The 15,874-nt window shown below is 64.9% G+C and carries 17 protein-coding genes, 1 other RNA gene and 2 pseudogenes; 12 read left to right on the top strand and 8 right to left on the bottom strand.

Annotated features, from left to right (window positions below):
• Positions 1–48: 48 nt before the first annotated feature.
• From RX329_RS03385 to dapE, 9 genes and pseudogenes are all read left to right on the top strand, one after another.
• Positions 49–909: pseudogene (locus RX329_RS03385) on the top strand (IS30 family transposase); the annotation flags it as partial.
• Positions 910–1,105: 196 nt separating this feature from the next.
• On the top strand, positions 1,106–1,798 hold the full coding sequence (locus RX329_RS03380) for a pyrimidine 5'-nucleotidase (RefSeq protein ID WP_085351583.1): 693 nt from the start codon (positions 1,106–1,108) through the stop codon (positions 1,796–1,798).
• A 46-nt stretch (positions 1,799–1,844) separates the two neighbouring features.
• Positions 1,845–2,513 carry a LysR family transcriptional regulator gene (locus RX329_RS03375; protein WP_317245507.1) on the top strand — a complete coding sequence of 223 codons (669 nt, stop codon included), beginning with the start codon at positions 1,845–1,847 and terminating at the stop codon, positions 2,511–2,513.
• Entirely contained in the window at positions 2,425–2,730 is a 306-nt protein-coding gene (locus tag RX329_RS03370; protein WP_317245506.1) for a LysR substrate-binding domain-containing protein, read from the top strand. Before RX329_RS03375 ends, RX329_RS03370 begins: the two co-directional genes overlap by 89 nt.
• 109 nt (positions 2,731–2,839) lie before the next feature.
• On the top strand, positions 2,840–3,199 hold the full coding sequence (locus tag RX329_RS03365) for a carboxymuconolactone decarboxylase family protein (RefSeq protein ID WP_094183287.1): 360 nt from the start codon (positions 2,840–2,842) through the stop codon (positions 3,197–3,199).
• 25 nt (positions 3,200–3,224) lie between these two features.
• Positions 3,225–3,659, top strand: a complete 435-nt coding sequence (locus tag RX329_RS03360; protein ID WP_317245505.1) for a DUF302 domain-containing protein — start codon at positions 3,225–3,227, stop codon at positions 3,657–3,659.
• A gap of 126 nt (positions 3,660–3,785) precedes the next feature.
• Positions 3,786–4,631: a 2,3,4,5-tetrahydropyridine-2,6-dicarboxylate N-succinyltransferase gene (gene dapD, locus RX329_RS03355; protein WP_085351667.1), complete on the top strand. Its 846-nt coding sequence runs from the start codon at positions 3,786–3,788 to the stop codon at positions 4,629–4,631.
• 103 nt (positions 4,632–4,734) lie between these two features.
• Positions 4,735–5,385 carry a DUF805 domain-containing protein gene (locus RX329_RS03350; protein WP_018453026.1) on the top strand — a complete coding sequence of 217 codons (651 nt, stop codon included), beginning with the start codon at positions 4,735–4,737 and terminating at the stop codon, positions 5,383–5,385.
• Positions 5,382–6,548, top strand: a complete 1,167-nt coding sequence (gene dapE / locus RX329_RS03345) for a succinyl-diaminopimelate desuccinylase (RefSeq protein ID WP_085351586.1) — start codon at positions 5,382–5,384, stop codon at positions 6,546–6,548. Before RX329_RS03350 ends, dapE begins: the two co-directional genes overlap by 4 nt.
• Before the next feature lie 164 nt (positions 6,549–6,712).
• Here the strand turns inward: dapE and truA are convergent, their stop codons facing one another.
• The 3 genes from truA to def form a co-directional block, all read right to left on the bottom strand.
• The gene (gene truA, locus RX329_RS03340; protein WP_026232440.1) at positions 6,713–7,450 is read right to left on the bottom strand and encodes a tRNA pseudouridine(38-40) synthase TruA; all 738 of its coding nucleotides are present in this window, start codon (positions 7,448–7,450) and stop codon (positions 6,713–6,715) included.
• A 120-nt stretch (positions 7,451–7,570) separates the two neighbouring features.
• Positions 7,571–8,494, bottom strand: a complete 924-nt coding sequence (gene fmt / locus RX329_RS03335; RefSeq protein ID WP_018453023.1) for a methionyl-tRNA formyltransferase — start codon at positions 8,492–8,494, stop codon at positions 7,571–7,573.
• A gap of 12 nt (positions 8,495–8,506) precedes the next feature.
• Positions 8,507–9,031 carry a peptide deformylase gene (def, locus tag RX329_RS03330; protein ID WP_007597693.1) on the bottom strand — a complete coding sequence of 175 codons (525 nt, stop codon included), beginning with the start codon at positions 9,029–9,031 and terminating at the stop codon, positions 8,507–8,509.
• A 171-nt stretch (positions 9,032–9,202) separates the two neighbouring features.
• Here def and RX329_RS03325 point away from each other — a divergent pair, with 171 nt between their 5' ends.
• The 3 genes and pseudogenes from RX329_RS03325 (at position 9,203) to RX329_RS03315 (ending at position 12,217) form a co-directional block, all read left to right on the top strand.
• Entirely contained in the window at positions 9,203–10,402 is a 1,200-nt protein-coding gene (locus RX329_RS03325) for a DNA recombination protein RmuC (RefSeq protein WP_085383584.1), read from the top strand.
• Positions 10,403–10,463: 61 nt separating this feature from the next.
• A pseudogene (locus tag RX329_RS03320) lies at positions 10,464–10,730 on the top strand (GIY-YIG nuclease family protein).
• A 122-nt stretch (positions 10,731–10,852) separates the two neighbouring features.
• Positions 10,853–12,217, top strand: coding sequence for an AmpG family muropeptide MFS transporter (locus RX329_RS03315; RefSeq protein WP_018453019.1), 1,365 nt, complete (start codon positions 10,853–10,855; stop codon positions 12,215–12,217).
• Between the two features lie 139 nt (positions 12,218–12,356).
• Here the strand turns inward: RX329_RS03315 and RX329_RS03310 are convergent, their stop codons facing one another.
• The 5 genes from RX329_RS03310 to ffs form a co-directional block, all read right to left on the bottom strand.
• A complete protein-coding gene (locus RX329_RS03310; protein ID WP_007597700.1) occupies positions 12,357–12,794 on the bottom strand; it encodes a hypothetical protein in 438 nt (145 codons plus the stop codon).
• Positions 12,795–12,820: 26 nt separating this feature from the next.
• On the bottom strand, positions 12,821–13,423 hold the full coding sequence (gene recR, locus RX329_RS03305; protein ID WP_018453017.1) for a recombination mediator RecR: 603 nt from the start codon (positions 13,421–13,423) through the stop codon (positions 12,821–12,823).
• Position 13,424: 1 nt separating this feature from the next.
• The gene (locus RX329_RS03300) at positions 13,425–13,754 is read right to left on the bottom strand and encodes a YbaB/EbfC family nucleoid-associated protein (RefSeq protein ID WP_007597704.1); all 330 of its coding nucleotides are present in this window, start codon (positions 13,752–13,754) and stop codon (positions 13,425–13,427) included.
• Between the two features lie 25 nt (positions 13,755–13,779).
• On the bottom strand, positions 13,780–15,600 hold the full coding sequence (locus tag RX329_RS03295) for a DNA polymerase III subunit gamma/tau (protein ID WP_085358790.1): 1,821 nt from the start codon (positions 15,598–15,600) through the stop codon (positions 13,780–13,782).
• Positions 15,601–15,695: 95 nt separating this feature from the next.
• Positions 15,696–15,792: signal recognition particle sRNA small type (gene ffs / locus RX329_RS03290), an RNA gene on the bottom strand.
• Between the last annotated feature and the right edge of the window lie 82 nt (positions 15,793–15,874).

The raw sequence follows: 15,874 nt of genomic DNA, 5'->3' as shown, positions 1-15,874 counted from the left end.
CCCTGAGTTCACAAACGAAGTGCAACACTTCCATCTGGAGGTGTTGCCATGGGGCGGACTTACAAACAGCTCTCCCTTGACGATCGATGCGAGATTGCCCGCCTTTCGGCCAATGGCGGCTCGGTCGGGCAAATCGCGGCAGCTTTGGATCGGCCGCCATCAACGATCTCTCGGGAGCTGAGGCGGAACCGTGGCAGGCAAGTCGGCTACAAGCCAAGCTATGCTCAGCAGCAGACCCGGGCGCGGCGCTGGAAGGGCTCTCGCCTCGAGCGGGACGCCAGCTTGCGCCGCGAGGTCTTGGCAGGCTTGAGCCGCGGTTGGTCACCCGAACAGGTCGCAGGCAGGCTGGCCCGGGAACGTGGCCGTAGGGTGATCTCCTGCGAGAGCATCTACCGCTTCATCTACGCCCAGATCACACGCACGACGGACTTCACCTGGCGGCGCTATCTGCCTCGAGGCAAGAGCAAGCGAGGCCACCGCGGCAAACGAGGCGGGAGCCCCGCAAGCTTCATCGAAGGCCGTGTTTCGCTGGCAGAACGGCCTGCCGAGGTCGCCGATCGCAAAGTCCCGGGCCACTGGGAAGCCGATCTGATGATGTTCTCCAAATACCGGCAGGCCATCCTGGCCGTCCACGAGCGAACCTCGCGCCTGCTGCTCGCCGTTCCCATCGAACGCAAGTTCGCCGCCGGTATCGCTAGCCATCTCGTACGCCTGTTCAAAGCCGTACCGGAGGCACTGCGCCGTACCGTCACCTTCGACAACGGCACCGAGTTCGCCGCCCACCTTTCCTTGCAGAGCCTCTTGATGAAGACCTTCTTCTGCGACCCGCACGCGCCGTGGCAAAAGGGCGGCATCGAGAACGCCATCGGCCGCTTGCGCCGCTTCATCCCCCGAAAGACCGACCTCGAAAAGCTCCCAACCAGGCGCTTCCGTCAGTCCATTGCCGCCTACAACAACACCCCGCGCAAATGCCTTGACTTCAGAACCCCGGCAGAGGCCTTCTCCTCTCAACTGTTGCACTTCGAGTGTGAATCCACCTCCTGGCTTTCGCCAGGACGACGATTGAGGGTGGGGCGCCGCCGCGGTCAACGGATAGAGAGTGAAAATGACCTCCTCCCGCGCCTTTGCCCATATCGACACATGGGTGTTCGACCTCGACAACACGCTCTATCCGCACCACGTCAATCTGTGGCAGCAGGTCGATGCGCGGATCACCGAGTTCGTTTGCAACTGGCTCAATCTGACACCGGTGGAAGCGCGCAAGATCCAGAAGGATTATTACCAGCGCTTCGGCACCACCATGCGTGGCATGATGACCCTGCATGGTGTACGCGCCGACGACTATCTCGCCTATGTCCACAAGATCGACCATTCCCCGCTGGAGCCGAACCCGGCCCTGGGCGAGGCCATTGCAAAACTGCCGGGACGAAAGCTGATCCTGACCAACGGCTCGGTCGATCATGTCGATGCGGTGCTGGCGCGACTCGGCTTTGCCACGCATTTCGACGGCGTGTTCGACATCATCGCCGCCGAATTCGAGCCGAAGCCGGCGCCACAGACCTACCGGAAGTTTCTCGCCGACCATTCGGTCGATCCGACCCGCGCAGCGATGTTCGAGGACCTCGCCCGCAACCTCACCGTTCCGCACGAGCTCGGCATGACCACGATACTCGTGGTGCCGGACGGCACCAAGCAAGTGGTGCGTGAAGATTGGGAACTGGCGGGCCGTGATGCGGCCCATGTCGACCACGTCACCGACGATCTGACTGGGTTTCTGCAGTCGCTCGCGATCGGCTGACCCCCGCAGCAACGCAGGAGCGACCGTGCCTCAGAAGCCGACAGACTTGGCTGCGATCGAATGGGAAGACCTGCGCTACTTCCTGCACCTGGCTCGCGAAAAAAGCCTCTCGGGTGCCGCACGAAAGCTGGGCACCACGCAACCGACAATGAGCCGGCGCCTCGAACTGTTCGAAAGCAAGCTCGGTGCGATCCTGTTCGACCGCTTTCCGTCCGGCCTTCGGCTCTCCGACACCGGACGGCAGATTCTCGATTATGCCGAGAGGATGGAGGACGCAGCACTGGCGGCGCAGCGGATCGCAGTTGGCAGCAGCGCTGGACTGACCGGAACGGTGCGCGTGACCTCGCCCGAATGGCTCGGGGCACGGATCCTCTCGCCTTTGCTGGCGAAGTTCTGCGCGGCGCATCCGACCGTCACCGTCGAGCTGGTTACTGACGCCGAGGCCCTGAGCCTCACGCGGCGGGAGATAGATGTCGCCCTGCGCTTCGGGCGCTTCCAGCAGGACGGACTGATGCAGCGGAAGATCGCCAGCATTCCGTTCGAGCTTTATGCTGCTGCTGCCTATCTCAAGGCAAAGGGACCGCCCGATTTTTTCGGACGGTGGCGCCGACGCTGCGCTCATTACGATGAACGCGGCGCTCGCCGAAAGTGTTGCGGAGACGAAGTGGCTGCGTCGCTATTTGCCGCAGGCACATGTTGGATTCTGCAGCAATAGCCGCGATGGTCAGGCCGCTGCGGCCGCCGCCGGCGCGGGGCTGGTTTGCTTGCCGACTCGGCTGGCCTCGGCCTATCCCGCGCTTCGTTCGATCAAGACGCCGGCGCCCGTCCCGAGCCGCGAGCTGTGGCTGGGATTTCATCGCGACACCGGCAAGGTCCGGCGGGTTCGCGCCGTGGTGGACTTCATCGCGGGAGAATTCCGTCAATTCGCCTGACGCTTCGGCAAGCTGTATAGCGGCCATACGCCCATAGCTGATGGCTCCCGCGAGACTGCACGTCTATCTCTCGAGCTCGGCAACAACCCGCCGTTCGAGGAGAGAGACAATGATGATGGATTGGAGCGCCTATCGGAGCGACTTGCTGGCGCGGATCGGCGACATTGGTGCCCTAAGCCCGGCGACGCTGAAGGGCTATCGCGAACTTGGCGCGGCTGGCCCCCAGACAGGAAAGCTGGACGGAAAGACGCGCGAGTTGATCGCGCTGGCGGCGGCCGTGACTGCCCGCTGCGACGGGTGTATTGCGGTTCACGCCGCCGCCGCCGCACGTTTCGGCGCGAGCCGTGAGGAGCTCGCCGAGGCCCTCGGCGTGGCGATTGCGATCGGTGCGGGGGCGTCGTTGGTCTACTCGGCACGGACGCTCGAAGCGTTCGATTCGAGCCGGGCACCGAAGCCGGGCGAAGGCTGATCCGATGACGCAAACACCGCAACCTGTGGCCTTCTCCGGATGCGGTTCGGCCGCAAGCTCGTTTCAACGGTCGGTCTCCTCTTCGCTGACCGTCGAAGAGGTGGTCACCCGCTTGAAGCAGGGAATCATTGCGGCAGACCTCTGGATCCTGCACGAGATCGACCCGCAAATGCTGCTCAGTCGTGGCGGCTTCGCCATCGGCCCCGCGCGTCAGGTCCTGTTTTTCCACCCACGCCTGATGTCGCGGCTGCTGACCGCCGATAGCGCGGCGCTGCTCGAGGCCCCCCTGAAGTTCGCCGTGATCGGCTTTCCAGACGGTCAAGCCGAACTGCGATGGCTTGATCCGGCTATGGCCTTCGCGCGCTACCGTTCACCGGCATTGACCGAACTCGGAAATGAGCTCGCCGGCCTCTGCGAGGGTATCGTGAACGGCACCGATCTCGCGGGCACATCAAAATAGCCGCCGGCCATGTCCCGGGCGCGTCCGAACGCGCCGGGACATGGCCGACTGCGTTCTTGACTCTCTCGCTCCAAGTCCCGAAAAAGCGATCCAAATTCCCCGCAAATGCTGCTCAAGGATCGCCAAATGTCCCTGTCCGTCCTCGAATCCACCATCAACGGCGCCTTCGAGGCGCGCGACGGCGTCTCGACCTCGACCAGGGGCGAGGTCCGCGAGGCCGTGGATCACGCGCTGGAGATTCTGGACAAGGGTGAGGCCCGCGTTGCCGAGCGCGGGGCCGACGGCAAGTGGAAGGTCAATCAATGGCTGAAGAAGGCGGTGCTGCTCTCGTTCCGCCTCAACGACATGGGCGCCATTCCCGGTGGCCCCGGCAAGGCGGCCTGGTGGGACAAGGTGCCCTCGAAGTTCGACGGCTGGGGCGAGAACCGCTTTCGCGATGCCGGTTTCCGCGCCGTCCCCGGCTCCATCGTGCGCCGCTCCGCCTTCATCGCCCGCAACGTCGTGCTGATGCCGTCCTTCGTCAATCTCGGCGCCTACGTCGATGAATCCACCATGATCGACACCTGGTCGACCGTCGGCTCCTGCGCGCAGATCGGCAAGCGCGTGCACATCTCCGGCGGCGTCGGCATCGGCGGCGTGCTCGAGCCGCTGCAGGCCGAGCCCGTGATCATCGAGGACGATTGCTTTATCGGCGCGCGCTCCGAGGTCGCCGAGGGCGTGATCGTGCGCAAGGGCGCGGTGCTGTCGATGGGCGTGTTCCTGGGGGCGTCGACCAAGATCGTCGATCGCGAGACCGGCGAGATCTTCATCGGCGAGGTGCCGGAATATTCGGTCGTCGTTCCCGGCGCGCTGCCCGGCAAGCCCATGAAGAACGGCCAGATCGGCCCGAGCACCGCCTGCGCCGTCATCGTCAAGCGCGTCGACGAGCGCACGCGCTCCAAAACCAGCATCAACGAGCTGCTGCGGGATTGATTCGCGGCACCAGCTGCCGTACGACACCGAGGGTCCATCGAACCCGCCCTCCCCCCAATCGCGACCAACATCCGGGCGACCTTTCCCGCCCGGAGCCTTTGGCATGGACTGGATCTGGTATCTCTTCCGCTTCGACGGCCGCATCAACCGCGCGCTGCTGTGGCAGGCGCTGCTGCTCGTCATGATGCTGGCCTGCATGCTCGGGATGATCGACCAGGCCATCAAGGTGCTGAACGGGGCGGCAACTTTCGCCTTCAACTTCAAGGTCGACTTCGATTTCGGTGTCGACGACATCTTCAATGTGGTCGATCCCAGGGCCTATCGTCAGCTGGCTACGGCCGATCGCGCGACCCTCATCCTCAAAGTGTTCGGAACTTTGCTATTCCTGTGGATCTATCTCGCAACCGCGACCAAGCGGCTGCACGATCGCGACCGGAGCGGCTGGTGGCTGGTTCCGTTCTTCGTCGTGCCTGCGTTGTTCGACCAGTTCTCGGACCTGCTGCCCACCAATTCAAACTGGGTTCTTGCCGTCGCCTGGGCCGTGCACATTCCGTGGTTTTGGGGCCTCGTGGAAATGTTCATTGTGCCCGGCACCTCGGGCGACAACCGGTTCGGCCCCGACCCACTGGCCGTCCTTGAAGATGGCTCCGCGCCCGCACCTTCGACGAAAAGCTGGGACCAGCAGAGCGAGATCGAATTTGTCCCGCCCAGTGCTAGCCCACCCGGCGGCATGCATGTTAAGCGGGGCGCATGACCGATGCTCTCTCGATTGCCCGCGATCTCATCCGCTGCCCCTCGGTAACCCCGGCCGATGCCGGTGCGCTGGGCGTGCTCGAACAGGCCCTCAATGCGGCAGGCTTCACATGCCACCGCGTGACCTTCAGCGAGCCCGGCACCGCCGACGTCGACAATCTCTATGCGCGGATCGGCACTGACGGGCCGCACATCACCTTTGCCGGCCACACCGACGTGGTGCCGCCTGGCGACGAGAGCGCCTGGAGCGTCGGCGCGTTCTCCGGCGAGGTGAAGGACGGCTTTCTGCACGGCCGCGGCGCGGTCGACATGAAGGGCGGCATCGCCTGCTCGGTCGCCGCGGTGCTGGAGCATCTGGCCGCGAACGACGGCAAGCCGCGCAGCGACGGCAAAGGTTCGATCTCCTTCCTGATCACCGGCGACGAGGAAGACGTCTCCATCAATGGCACCATCAAGCTGTTGAAGTGGGCGGCCGAGCGCGGCGAAAAATTCGACCATTGCGTGCTCGGCGAGCCCTCCAATGTCGAGACCCTCGGCGACACCATCAAGGTCGGCCGCCGCGGCTCGCAATCCGGCACGCTGTATGTCGACGGCGTGCAGGGCCATGTCGCCTATCCGCACCGCGCCGCCAATCCGGTGCCTGATATCGCGCGGCTGATCGTGGCCATCTCGGACGAGCCGCTCGACCATGGTAGCGCGCAGTTCCAGGCCTCCAACCTCGAATTCACCTCGGTCGACGTCGGCAACACCGCCAACAACGTCATCCCGGGCCAGGCCCGCGCAAAATTCAACATCCGCTACAACGACAACCACACCCAGGCGAGCCTGCGCGAGCTGGTCGAGACGCGGCTGACAAAAGCCTGCGGCAACCGCATTCGCGCCCGCATCGTCTGGGAGCCCTCGAACTCGAACGTGTTCGTGACCAAGCCCGGCCCGTTCACCGAACTCGCGGTGTCCGCGATCGAGGAAGTGACGGGCCGCAAGCCAGAGCTGTCGACCTCAGGCGGCACCTCGGATGCGCGCTTCATCTCAAGCTATTGCCCGGTGATCGAATTCGGCCTGGTCGGCCAGACCATGCACCAAATCGACGAACGCGTGCCGGTCAGGGACCTGGAGCGGTTGACCAAGGTGTATCGCGGGATTTTGGCGAGGTATTTTGGGTAGGCTCTTCCGCCTGCCCACTCCGCTGTCATCGCCCGACTTGATCGGGCGATCCAGTATTCCAGAGACGACAGTGACTGAGCCGAGAGGCCACGGCTACTGGATGCCCCGGTCAAGCCGGGGCATGACAGTGGGGGGATGTAGCGAGAGTACGCGCCCTCATCCCATCAGTAATCCACCTGCATCAGATACAGCCCGTCCGGCGGGGCGACGATGCCGCAGGCGGCGCGGTTGCGTGCGGCGAGCGCTGCGGAGAGATCATCGGCGGTCCAGCGGCCTTCGCCGACCCACATCAGCGACCCCACCATCGAACGCACCTGGCTGTGCAGGAATGAGCGCGCCGAGGTGACTATGGTGATCTCGCGCCCGTCGCGCAGCACGTCGAGCTGATCGAGCGTCTTCTCCGGCGACCTGGCCTGGCACTCGGTGTCGCGGAAGGTGGTGAAATCGTGCTTGCCGAGCAGGCGTTGTGCCGCCGCATGCATCGCATCGGCGTCGAGCCGGCGCGGCACGCGCCAGGCGTGGCCGGCATCGAGTGCGAGATTGGCGCGAGTGTTGACGATACGGTAGCGGTAGTGGCGCTTGATGGCCGAAAAGCGCGCCTCGAAACTATCAGGCACGATATCCGCTTCGAGCACCGCGACAGGATGCGGGCGCAGATGCGCATTCAAGCCGTCGCGAAAACGGCCCGGCGGAAACTGCTTGCCGACATCGACATGCGCGACCTGGCCGCGCGCATGCACGCCGGCATCGGTGCGGCCGGCACCATGGACGCGCGCATCCGCGCCGGTCATCGCCTTCACAGCGGCCTCCAACGCGCCCTGCACCGAGGGCAGCGTCTCCTGCACCTGCCAGCCGAAGAACGGCGCGCCGTCATATTCGATGGTGAGCTTGTAGCGGGGCATCTTGTCCAGTTTCGCTGTCATCGCCCGGCTCGACCGGGCAATCCAGTACTCCGCAGCCTATCCGTTCGACCGAGAAGCCTCGGCGTACTGGATACCCCGCCCTCGCGGGGTATGACAGCGTCAGGTGAATTTGGCGCCGGTCTTCAACGGCACGCCGCGCAGGAAGTCCGCGGCCTGCATGCGTGCCTTGCCTTCGCGCTGGAGCTCGATCAGACGGATTGCACCCTCGCCGCAGGCGATGGTGAGGTGATCGTCGAGCACCTCGCCGGGTGCGCCCGTGCCTTTCGCCAGCTCGCAGCGCAGGATCTTGACCCGCGCATTCTCAAGTTCGGCCCAGGCGCCGGGAAACGGCGACAGGCCGTGGATATGGCGCAGCACCTCGCGCGCGGGCCTGGTCCAGTCGATCCGCGCCTCGGCCTTGTCGATCTTGGCGGCATAGGTGACGCCGTCCTCGCTCTGCTGCTTCAGCTGAAGCCCACCGCGGGCCAGCGCGGCCATGGCGCGCACCATCAGATCGGCACCGAGCCGCGACAGACGATCGTGCAGATCGAGCGCGGTCATGTTGTCCGTGATCGCGAGCCGTTCCGCCATGGCGACGTCGCCGGTGTCGAGGCCAACATCCATCTTCATCACCATCACGCCGCTCTCGGCATCGCCGGCCATGATCGCGCGGTTGATGGGAGCGGCACCGCGCCAGCGTGGCAGCAGCGAGGCGTGCAGGTTGTAGCAGCCGAGCTTCGGCGCATCGAGGATCGCCTGCGGCAGGATCATGCCATAGGCGACGACGACGGCCGCATCGGCGTCAAAGGCGCGAAATTCTTCCAGCGCCTCCGGCGTTTTCAAAGTCTTCGGCGTCAGCACGGGCACACCGAGCTTTCGCGCAGCCTCTTCCACCGGGGTCGGCTGCAATTGCAGCCCGCGCCGTCCGCCGGGCTTCGGCGCGCGCGTGTACACGGCCGCGATCTCGTGGCCATGCGCGACGAGCTCGAGCAGCGTCGGCACGGAGAAATCGGGCGTGCCCATGAAGATCAGGCGGAGGGGCATCGACAGAGAACCTCACTCCGCGCGCTTGGCGGCTTTCTCGAACTTCTTCAGCACGCGGTCGCGCTTGAGCTTTGACAGATAGTCGACGAACAGCACGCCGTTGAGATGGTCGATCTCGTGTTGGATGCAGGTGGCGTAGAGGCCTTCGGCGTCCTCCTCGTGCACCTTGCCGTCGAGATCGGTGTAGCGCACCCGCACCTTCGCAGGGCGCTCGACCTCCTCGTAATATTCGGGGATCGACAGGCAGCCTTCCTCGTAGACCGACAGGTCCTCCGAAGAGGCGATGATTTCCGGATTGATGAAGACGCGCGGCTCGGGCTTGGTCTCGCCGTCCTGGTCGGGCTTGGCGAGGTCCATGGTGATCAGCCGCAACGGCTGCGCGATCTGGATCGCCGCGAGCCCGATGCCGGGCGCGTCGTACATGGTCTCGAACATGTCGTCGGCAAGCTTGCGGATCTCCGGCGTGACCTTCTCGATCGGCTTGGAGACCAGACGCAGCTGCTTGTCGGGCAGGATGATGATTTCTCTGAGGGCCATGGCCGCGATTTAAGCCGCGCGTTCGATGCGGTCAATGCGGCCGGGAACCCCGTTAACCCTCCGCTAACCATAAAACTTCAGGTTTCGTTAACCATAAAAATTAACAGAGCATTTACCATAAATGTTCGCTATTCGTTCGTGTCTCGAAGCGAATCGGCTAGAAGCAGGGGCATGAACGAGGTCATTTTCATGCTTGGCGACTGGCCGGTGCGCACCGTGGACGCGCTGATCGGCTTCGGCGCCCTGGTCCTTATCCTGCTGCTCGTGATTGCCGTCGTGATCGCGCGGTCAGGGCGGCGCGGCGCGGAACTCGCGATGGCCAACGCCATCCGCGCCGACGAGCTCGAGGAGCGCATCAGCCAGATGCTGCACGCCCAGAGCGAGGCTGCGGGGCGAGTCGACGCCATGACCCAGACGCTGGCCGGCCGCCAGGCCGACATGGCGCGCGCGGTCAACGAGCGGCTGGATTCGGTGACCCACCGCGTCGGCCAGTCCATGGAGCACTCGACCCGCAACACCATGGAGAGCCTGCACGCGCTGCACGAGCGGCTCGGCATCATCGACAGCGCACACAAGAACCTCACCGACCTCACCACGCAGGTGACGACCCTGCGCGACGTGCTCGCCAACAAGCAGTCGCGCGGCGCCTTCGGTCAGGCGCGGATGGAAGCGATCGTCCAGGACGGTCTGCCGAAGGGCGCCTACGAGTTCCAGTTCACGCTCTCGACCGGCAAGCGTCCGGACTGCGTCGTGTTCCTGCCCGACCAGCGTCCGCTCTGCATCGACGCGAAATTTCCGCTGGAGGCGATGACCGCGCTGCATGATGCACGCACCGATGAGGAAAAGCGCATCGCCACGCAGCGGCTGCGCGGTGACGTGATGAAGCATGTCAGCGACATCGCCGAAAAATATCTCGTCGCCGGCGAGACCCAGGAAATGGCGTTGATGTTCGTGCCGTCGGAATCGGTCTACGCCGAGATCCACGACGGTTTCGACGACGTGATCCAGAAGGCGTATCGCGCCCGTGTCGTGCTGGTGTCGCCGTCGCTGCTGATGCTGGCGATCCAGGTGATGCAGCAGATCATGAAGGACGCGCGCATGCGCGATGCCGCCGACCAGATCCAGACCGAAGTGATCAAGCTCGGCGACGACCTCGGCCGCCTGCGCGATCGCGTGCTGAAATTGCAGAAGCACTTTGCCGACGCGAACGAGGACGTCCGCCAGATCCTGATCTCCGCCGACAAGATCGAGAAGCGCGCGGGGCGCATCGAAGAGCTCGATTTCAGCAAGAGCGATGCCCCCGAAGCCCCGCATCTCGTGGCGACCGGCGCTGCCGAGTTGTTCCCGAGGAAGCTCCAGGCGGGGGAGTAGAATATAGAACACACTGTCGTCGCCGGCTTGACCGGGCGACCCAGTATCCCAGAGACGGCAGATGGGCGGGCGCTGCTACTACGTGTACATTCTCGCCAGCAAGATGGGCGACACGCTCTACATTGGCGTAACGAACGATCTCATCCGCCGTGTGGCCGAACACAAATTGCAGTTAGTCGAGAGCTTCACGAAGGAATAGGGCGTTGTGAAGCTAGTCTATTTCGAGCAATTCGATGATCCCGAGAATGCGATAAAACGCGAGAAGCGCCTGAAAAAATGGACGCGCGCCTGGAAGATTGCGCTGATCGAGAAGGATAATCCCGATTGAAACGATCTCTATGCGGAGATCGCGGGCCCTCCATAACTCCGGCCTCTGGAATACTGGGTCGCCCGGTCAAGCCGGGCGACGACACCTCACTTGTGGCTCTCAGAATCTGCTAACACCACCCCATGACCGCACCCGACGCGACCTCCCCTGCCGGCCCCGGCACGGCCCCCACCTCTTGGCGTGACAGCCTTGCCGTTTACCTGCAGCCGCGGGTGCTGATCGTGCTGTTCCTCGGTTTCTCGTCCGGGCTGCCGCTGGCGCTGTCGGGCTCGACGCTGCTGGTGTGGATGCGGGAATCCGGCGTCGATCTCAAGACCATCGGGCTGTTTGCGCTGGTCGGCACGCCCTACACGCTGAAATTCCTTTGGGCGCCGCTGGTCGATGCGATGCATGTGCCGCTGTTCACGCGCGCCTTCGGGCGGCGCCGCGGCTGGCTGCTGTTCTCGCAATTGCTGCTGATCGCAGCGATCCTGCTGCTGGCGCTGACCGATCCCGCGCGCTCGCCGTTCTACGTCGCGCTCGGCGCATTGCTGGTGGCGACGGCCTCGTCGACGCAGGACATCGTGGTCGACGCCTTCCGCGTCGAGAGCCTGCCGGAGAGCGAGCAGGCCGCCGGCATGGCGTCCTATGTCGCGGCCTATCGCATCGGCATGCTGGTCTCGACCGCCGGCGCGCTGTTCATCGTCTCCGGCTTCGAGAGCACCGGCATCACCCGCACGTCCGCCTGGATGTGGGGCTATGTGGTGATGGCGGCGATGGTCCTGATCGGGACGATCACGGCGCTGGTCGCGACCGAGCCCGAGCAGTCATTGCGGGCGGAAGCCGCGACGCAGACGCAGACCGCGCTCGCGCGCGTGCTGCACGCGGCAATCGGCGCCTTCTCGGAATTCCTGACGCGCAAGGACGCGCTTGCGGCACTCGCCTTCGTCGTGCTGTTCAAGTTCACCGACGCCTTTTCCGGCACGATGACCGCGCCGTTCGTGATCGACCTCGGCTTCTCCCGCAACGACTATGCGGCGATCGTGAAGGGCGTGGGCCTTGCTGCGACTCTGATCGGCGGCTTTGCCGGCGGCTTCGTCGCGCGGCGCTATTCGCTTGCGACCAGCCTCTGGATCGGCGGCGTGGTGCAGGCGCTCGCGAACCTCTCCTTCTCCTGGCTGGCCTTCGTCGGCACCAGCCAATGGGCGCTCGCCTTCGCCATCACCTGTGAGAACTTCACCAGCGCCATCGGCACGGTGATCTTCGTCGCCTATCTTTCGGCGCTCTGCCAGAACCCGCTGCACACGGCGACGCAATATGCGCTGCTCACCGCGCTTGCCGCGGTGGGGCGGACCTATCTCTCGTCAGGCGCCGGCTTCGTGGCTGATACCACCGGCTGGCCGCTGTTCTTCGTGATCTGCATGCTGGTGGCGATCCCGAGCCTGGTGCTGCTGGCCTGGTTGCAGAAGCGCGGGCATTTTGATGCGCTGGGGCCGGTGCGGGTTTAACGCAACGTCGTCATGGCCGGGCTTGTCCCGGCCATCCACGCCTTGCTACGCGGCGCCAAGAACGTGGATGCCCGGGACGAGCCCGGGCATGACGAAAAACAGATGCGCTTATATGTGTGGCGGGCAAACGGGGCGCCCCCTACTGCTTCTTGATCAGGCTCCATTTCGTGATCACGGCCTCGCTCATCTGGCCGGGATCGCTGGCGCAGGCGATCTCGTCGACCTTGACCGAGATCTCCTTGCCGGCGAACGTCTTCAGCTGTGCGGCCTGCGCATCGCCGCTGGGAACGAGCTGGAAGGTTTCGGGTCCGGTCTCGAGATTGCACAGCCCGCTCGGCGGCGGCAGCCGGCGCGGCTCGGAGGTGATCTGGTAGGTCGCAACCCGCTTGCCGACGTTCTTGACGTCGCGCACTTTCATCGTGTTCAGCTCGCCCGACAGCACCTCCCCGGCATTGATCGGCTTGCCGGGCTTCGACGGCGGCGGAGCCCCGTCGTCCTGTTGCGCGGAGATGGCCGGCGTCGCCAGCATCGTCAGCGTCGCGACCAAAGCCCATCGTGTGGCGAAAAGTTTCGTCATGTCGTCCGTTCCGTAAGTCTGGATGGCTAGAACAGGGTGCGCTGCCGCATCGCGGCCGATAGCGTACCTTCATCGAGATAATCAAGCTCGCCGCCGACCGGCACACCATGGGCGAGCCGGGTTACTTTTACGTTGGCGTCCTGAAGCAGGTCGGTGATGTAGTGTGCCGTGGTCTGGCCGTCGACGGTGGCATTCAGCGCCAGGATGACCTCATGCACCTGCGCCTCATGCGCGCGCGCGACCAGCGCCTCGATGGTGAGGTCCTGCGGGCCCACGCCGTCGAGCGGCGACAATGTCGCGCCCAGCACGTGATAGCGCCCTTGAGTGGCATTGGCCCGCTCCAGCGCCCAGAGATCGGCAACGTCGGCGACGACGACGATGATCGAGGGGTCGCGCCTCGGATCGGTGCAGACCGTGCAGGGACTTTGCGTGTCGATGTTGCCGCAGGTCTTACAGACCTGGACCTTCTCGAGTGCGACCTGCATGGCCGAGGACAGCGGTATCATCAGCGCTTCGCGCTTCTTGATCAGATGCAACGCGGCGCGCCGCGCCGAGCGCGGACCGAGGCCCGGCAGCCGCGCGAGAAGCTGGACCAGCCGCTCGATTTCAGGACCCGCAACAGCGCCCATCCTACTGGCCGAACAGCCCCGACAGCCCCGGCGGCAGGCCGAGCCCGCCGGTGAGCGACTGCATCTTCTCCTGCATGGCGGCTTCCGCCTTGCGGCGGGCCTCGCCGAACGCGGTGACGAGCAGATCCTCGAGCACCTCGCGCTCTTCCGCCTTCATCAGCGAAGGATCGATCTTGACGCCCTTGACGTCCATCTTCGCGGTCATGCGCACGGCGACGAGACCGCCGCCGGAGATGCCCTCGACCTCGACGTTGGCGAGTTGGTCCTGCATCTCCTGCATCTTGGATTGCAGCTGCTGCGCCTGCTTCATCATGCCGAAAATATCGACCATCGGTGTTGTCCTTGGAAAATTGGCTCTAGAGATCGTCGCCGTCGGAACCGTCGGGCGGATCGTCACTGCCATAGTCGGCGTTAATATCGGATTCCGGCGCCTCGGGGGCAAGCCTGCGGACCTCGACGACCTTCGCACCCGGAAACCGCGACAGCACCTCGCGCACGCGCGGATCGGCCTCGGCGGTGCGCGCACGTTCCTGCTTGGCCGCCTGGCTCACCGAGCGCAGCGTCGGCTGGCCCGGCTCGTTGGAGACGATCACGGTCCAGCGGCGCCCGGTCCAGAGCTCGAATTTTCGCGCGAGATCGGAAATCATGGTCTTGGAGGCGTTTGGCTCGAGCGCGACTTCCAGCCGGCCCTCCTCGAAACGAACGAGGCGCATGTCGCCTTCGAGCGCGCCCTTGGTCAGGAGGTCGCGCTTCTGCCCGGCCAGGGCAACGAGCTGGGTGAAGCTCGTGACGCGCAACACGGGCGCGGCAGCTTGCGGATCCGGCGCGGGCGTTGCCATCTGCGGACGGGCACCACCGCCGCCGAACGAGGACGGTGACGAATTCGGCATGCGAACGGGAGCCGCGGACGCCACCGGCCCGGCCGGCGCGTTGTGCGCGGCACTGCCGCCGCTCAGGACCGACGAGCCGACGCCGCCGTTCTGCTCCAGCATCTTGATCGCTTCGTCCGGCGTCGGCAGGTCGGCGACATAGGCGATGCGCACCAGCACCATCTCGGCGGCTGCGGCGGGCCGCGTCGCGGCCTGCACCTCGGTGATGCCCTTGAGCAGCATCTGCCACATCCGCGACAGCACGCGCATCGAGATCTTCGAGGCGAAATCGCGCGCGCGCACGCGCTCGGTCTCGCCATAGGCGACGTTGTCGGCGGTCGCCGGCACGATCTTCACGCGGGTGACGAAATTGACGAATTCGGCGAGATCCGAGAGCACGACGATCGGATCGGCGCCGACGTCGTACTGGTCGCGGAACTCCCTAAACGCGGACGCGATGTCGCCGCGCGCAAGGGAATCGAAAAGATCGATGACACGGGTGCGGTCGGCGAGCCCCAGCATCTGCCTGACGGCATCGGCCTTCACGGTGCCTGCCGCATGCGCGATCGCCTGATCGAGCAGCGAGAGCGAATCGCGCACCGAGCCTTCCGCGGCGCGCGCGATGATACCTAGTGCTTCGGGCGCGATCTCGACGTTTTCCTTGGCCGCGATGTTGGCCAGATGCTTCATCAGCACGTCGGCCTCGACGCGGCGCAGGTCAAAACGCTGGCAGCGCGACAGCACCGTGACCGGAACCTTGCGGATCTCGGTCGTTGCGAACACGAACTTGGCGTGCTCCGGCGGTTCCTCCAGCGTCTTCAGGAAGGCGTTGAACGCCGCCGTCGACAGCATGTGGACTTCGTCGATGATGTAGACCTTGTAGCGGGCGCTGGCCGGCGCGTAGCGGACGCTGTCATTGATCTGACGGACGTCGTCGACGCCGGTGTGCGAGGCCGCGTCCATCTCCAGCACGTCCATGTGCCGGCTTTCCATGATGGCCTGGCAATGCACGCCGAGCGTCGGCATCTGGACCGTCGGGCCCTTCACCGAGCCATCCGGCATCTCGTAGTTGAGCGCGCGGGCAAGGATGCGCGCAGTGGTGGTCTTGCCGACCCCGCGGACGCCGGTGAGGATCCAGGCCTGCGGAATGCGACCGGTCTCGAATGCATTTGAGACGGTGCGGACCACGGCTTCCTGGCCGATCAGATCGTCGAATGAGGAAGGACGGTATTTCCGCGCCAGCACCCGGTAGGGCGTGCTGGCCCGGCCGGCGCTTTCAGGGTTGGGAGGGGCGCCAGCGTCGGTCATCGGTCGATCCGCAATGAAGTGTCTTTCGGCCGGCTTTGCGGAAAGGAGCGCGCTGGCGGCCCGAGCCGCCGGCGCAATTCGCTCGGAAAAAACAGGTAGGAGACTGACGAGCGACCCGATCCGGACCTCGTTAGGGCTGCTTCCTTCCGGACCTGACCCGGTTGGCGAGTGGCTCGTCCACCGCCAATCTCCCGGCCCCTATTTGGGGCCAAAAGGACCGGAAAGCAAGCGGGTATCGGCTTGAACAGGCGCGGCTTCATGGTGGCTTGCCCAG

This window comes from Bradyrhizobium sp. BWC-3-1 (assembly GCF_032917965.1).
Lineage (GTDB): Bacteria > Pseudomonadota > Alphaproteobacteria > Rhizobiales > Xanthobacteraceae > Bradyrhizobium > Bradyrhizobium canariense_D.
The sequence above is the reverse complement of the archived record's forward strand: the minus strand, read 5'-3'. Positions and strand labels throughout refer to the sequence as shown.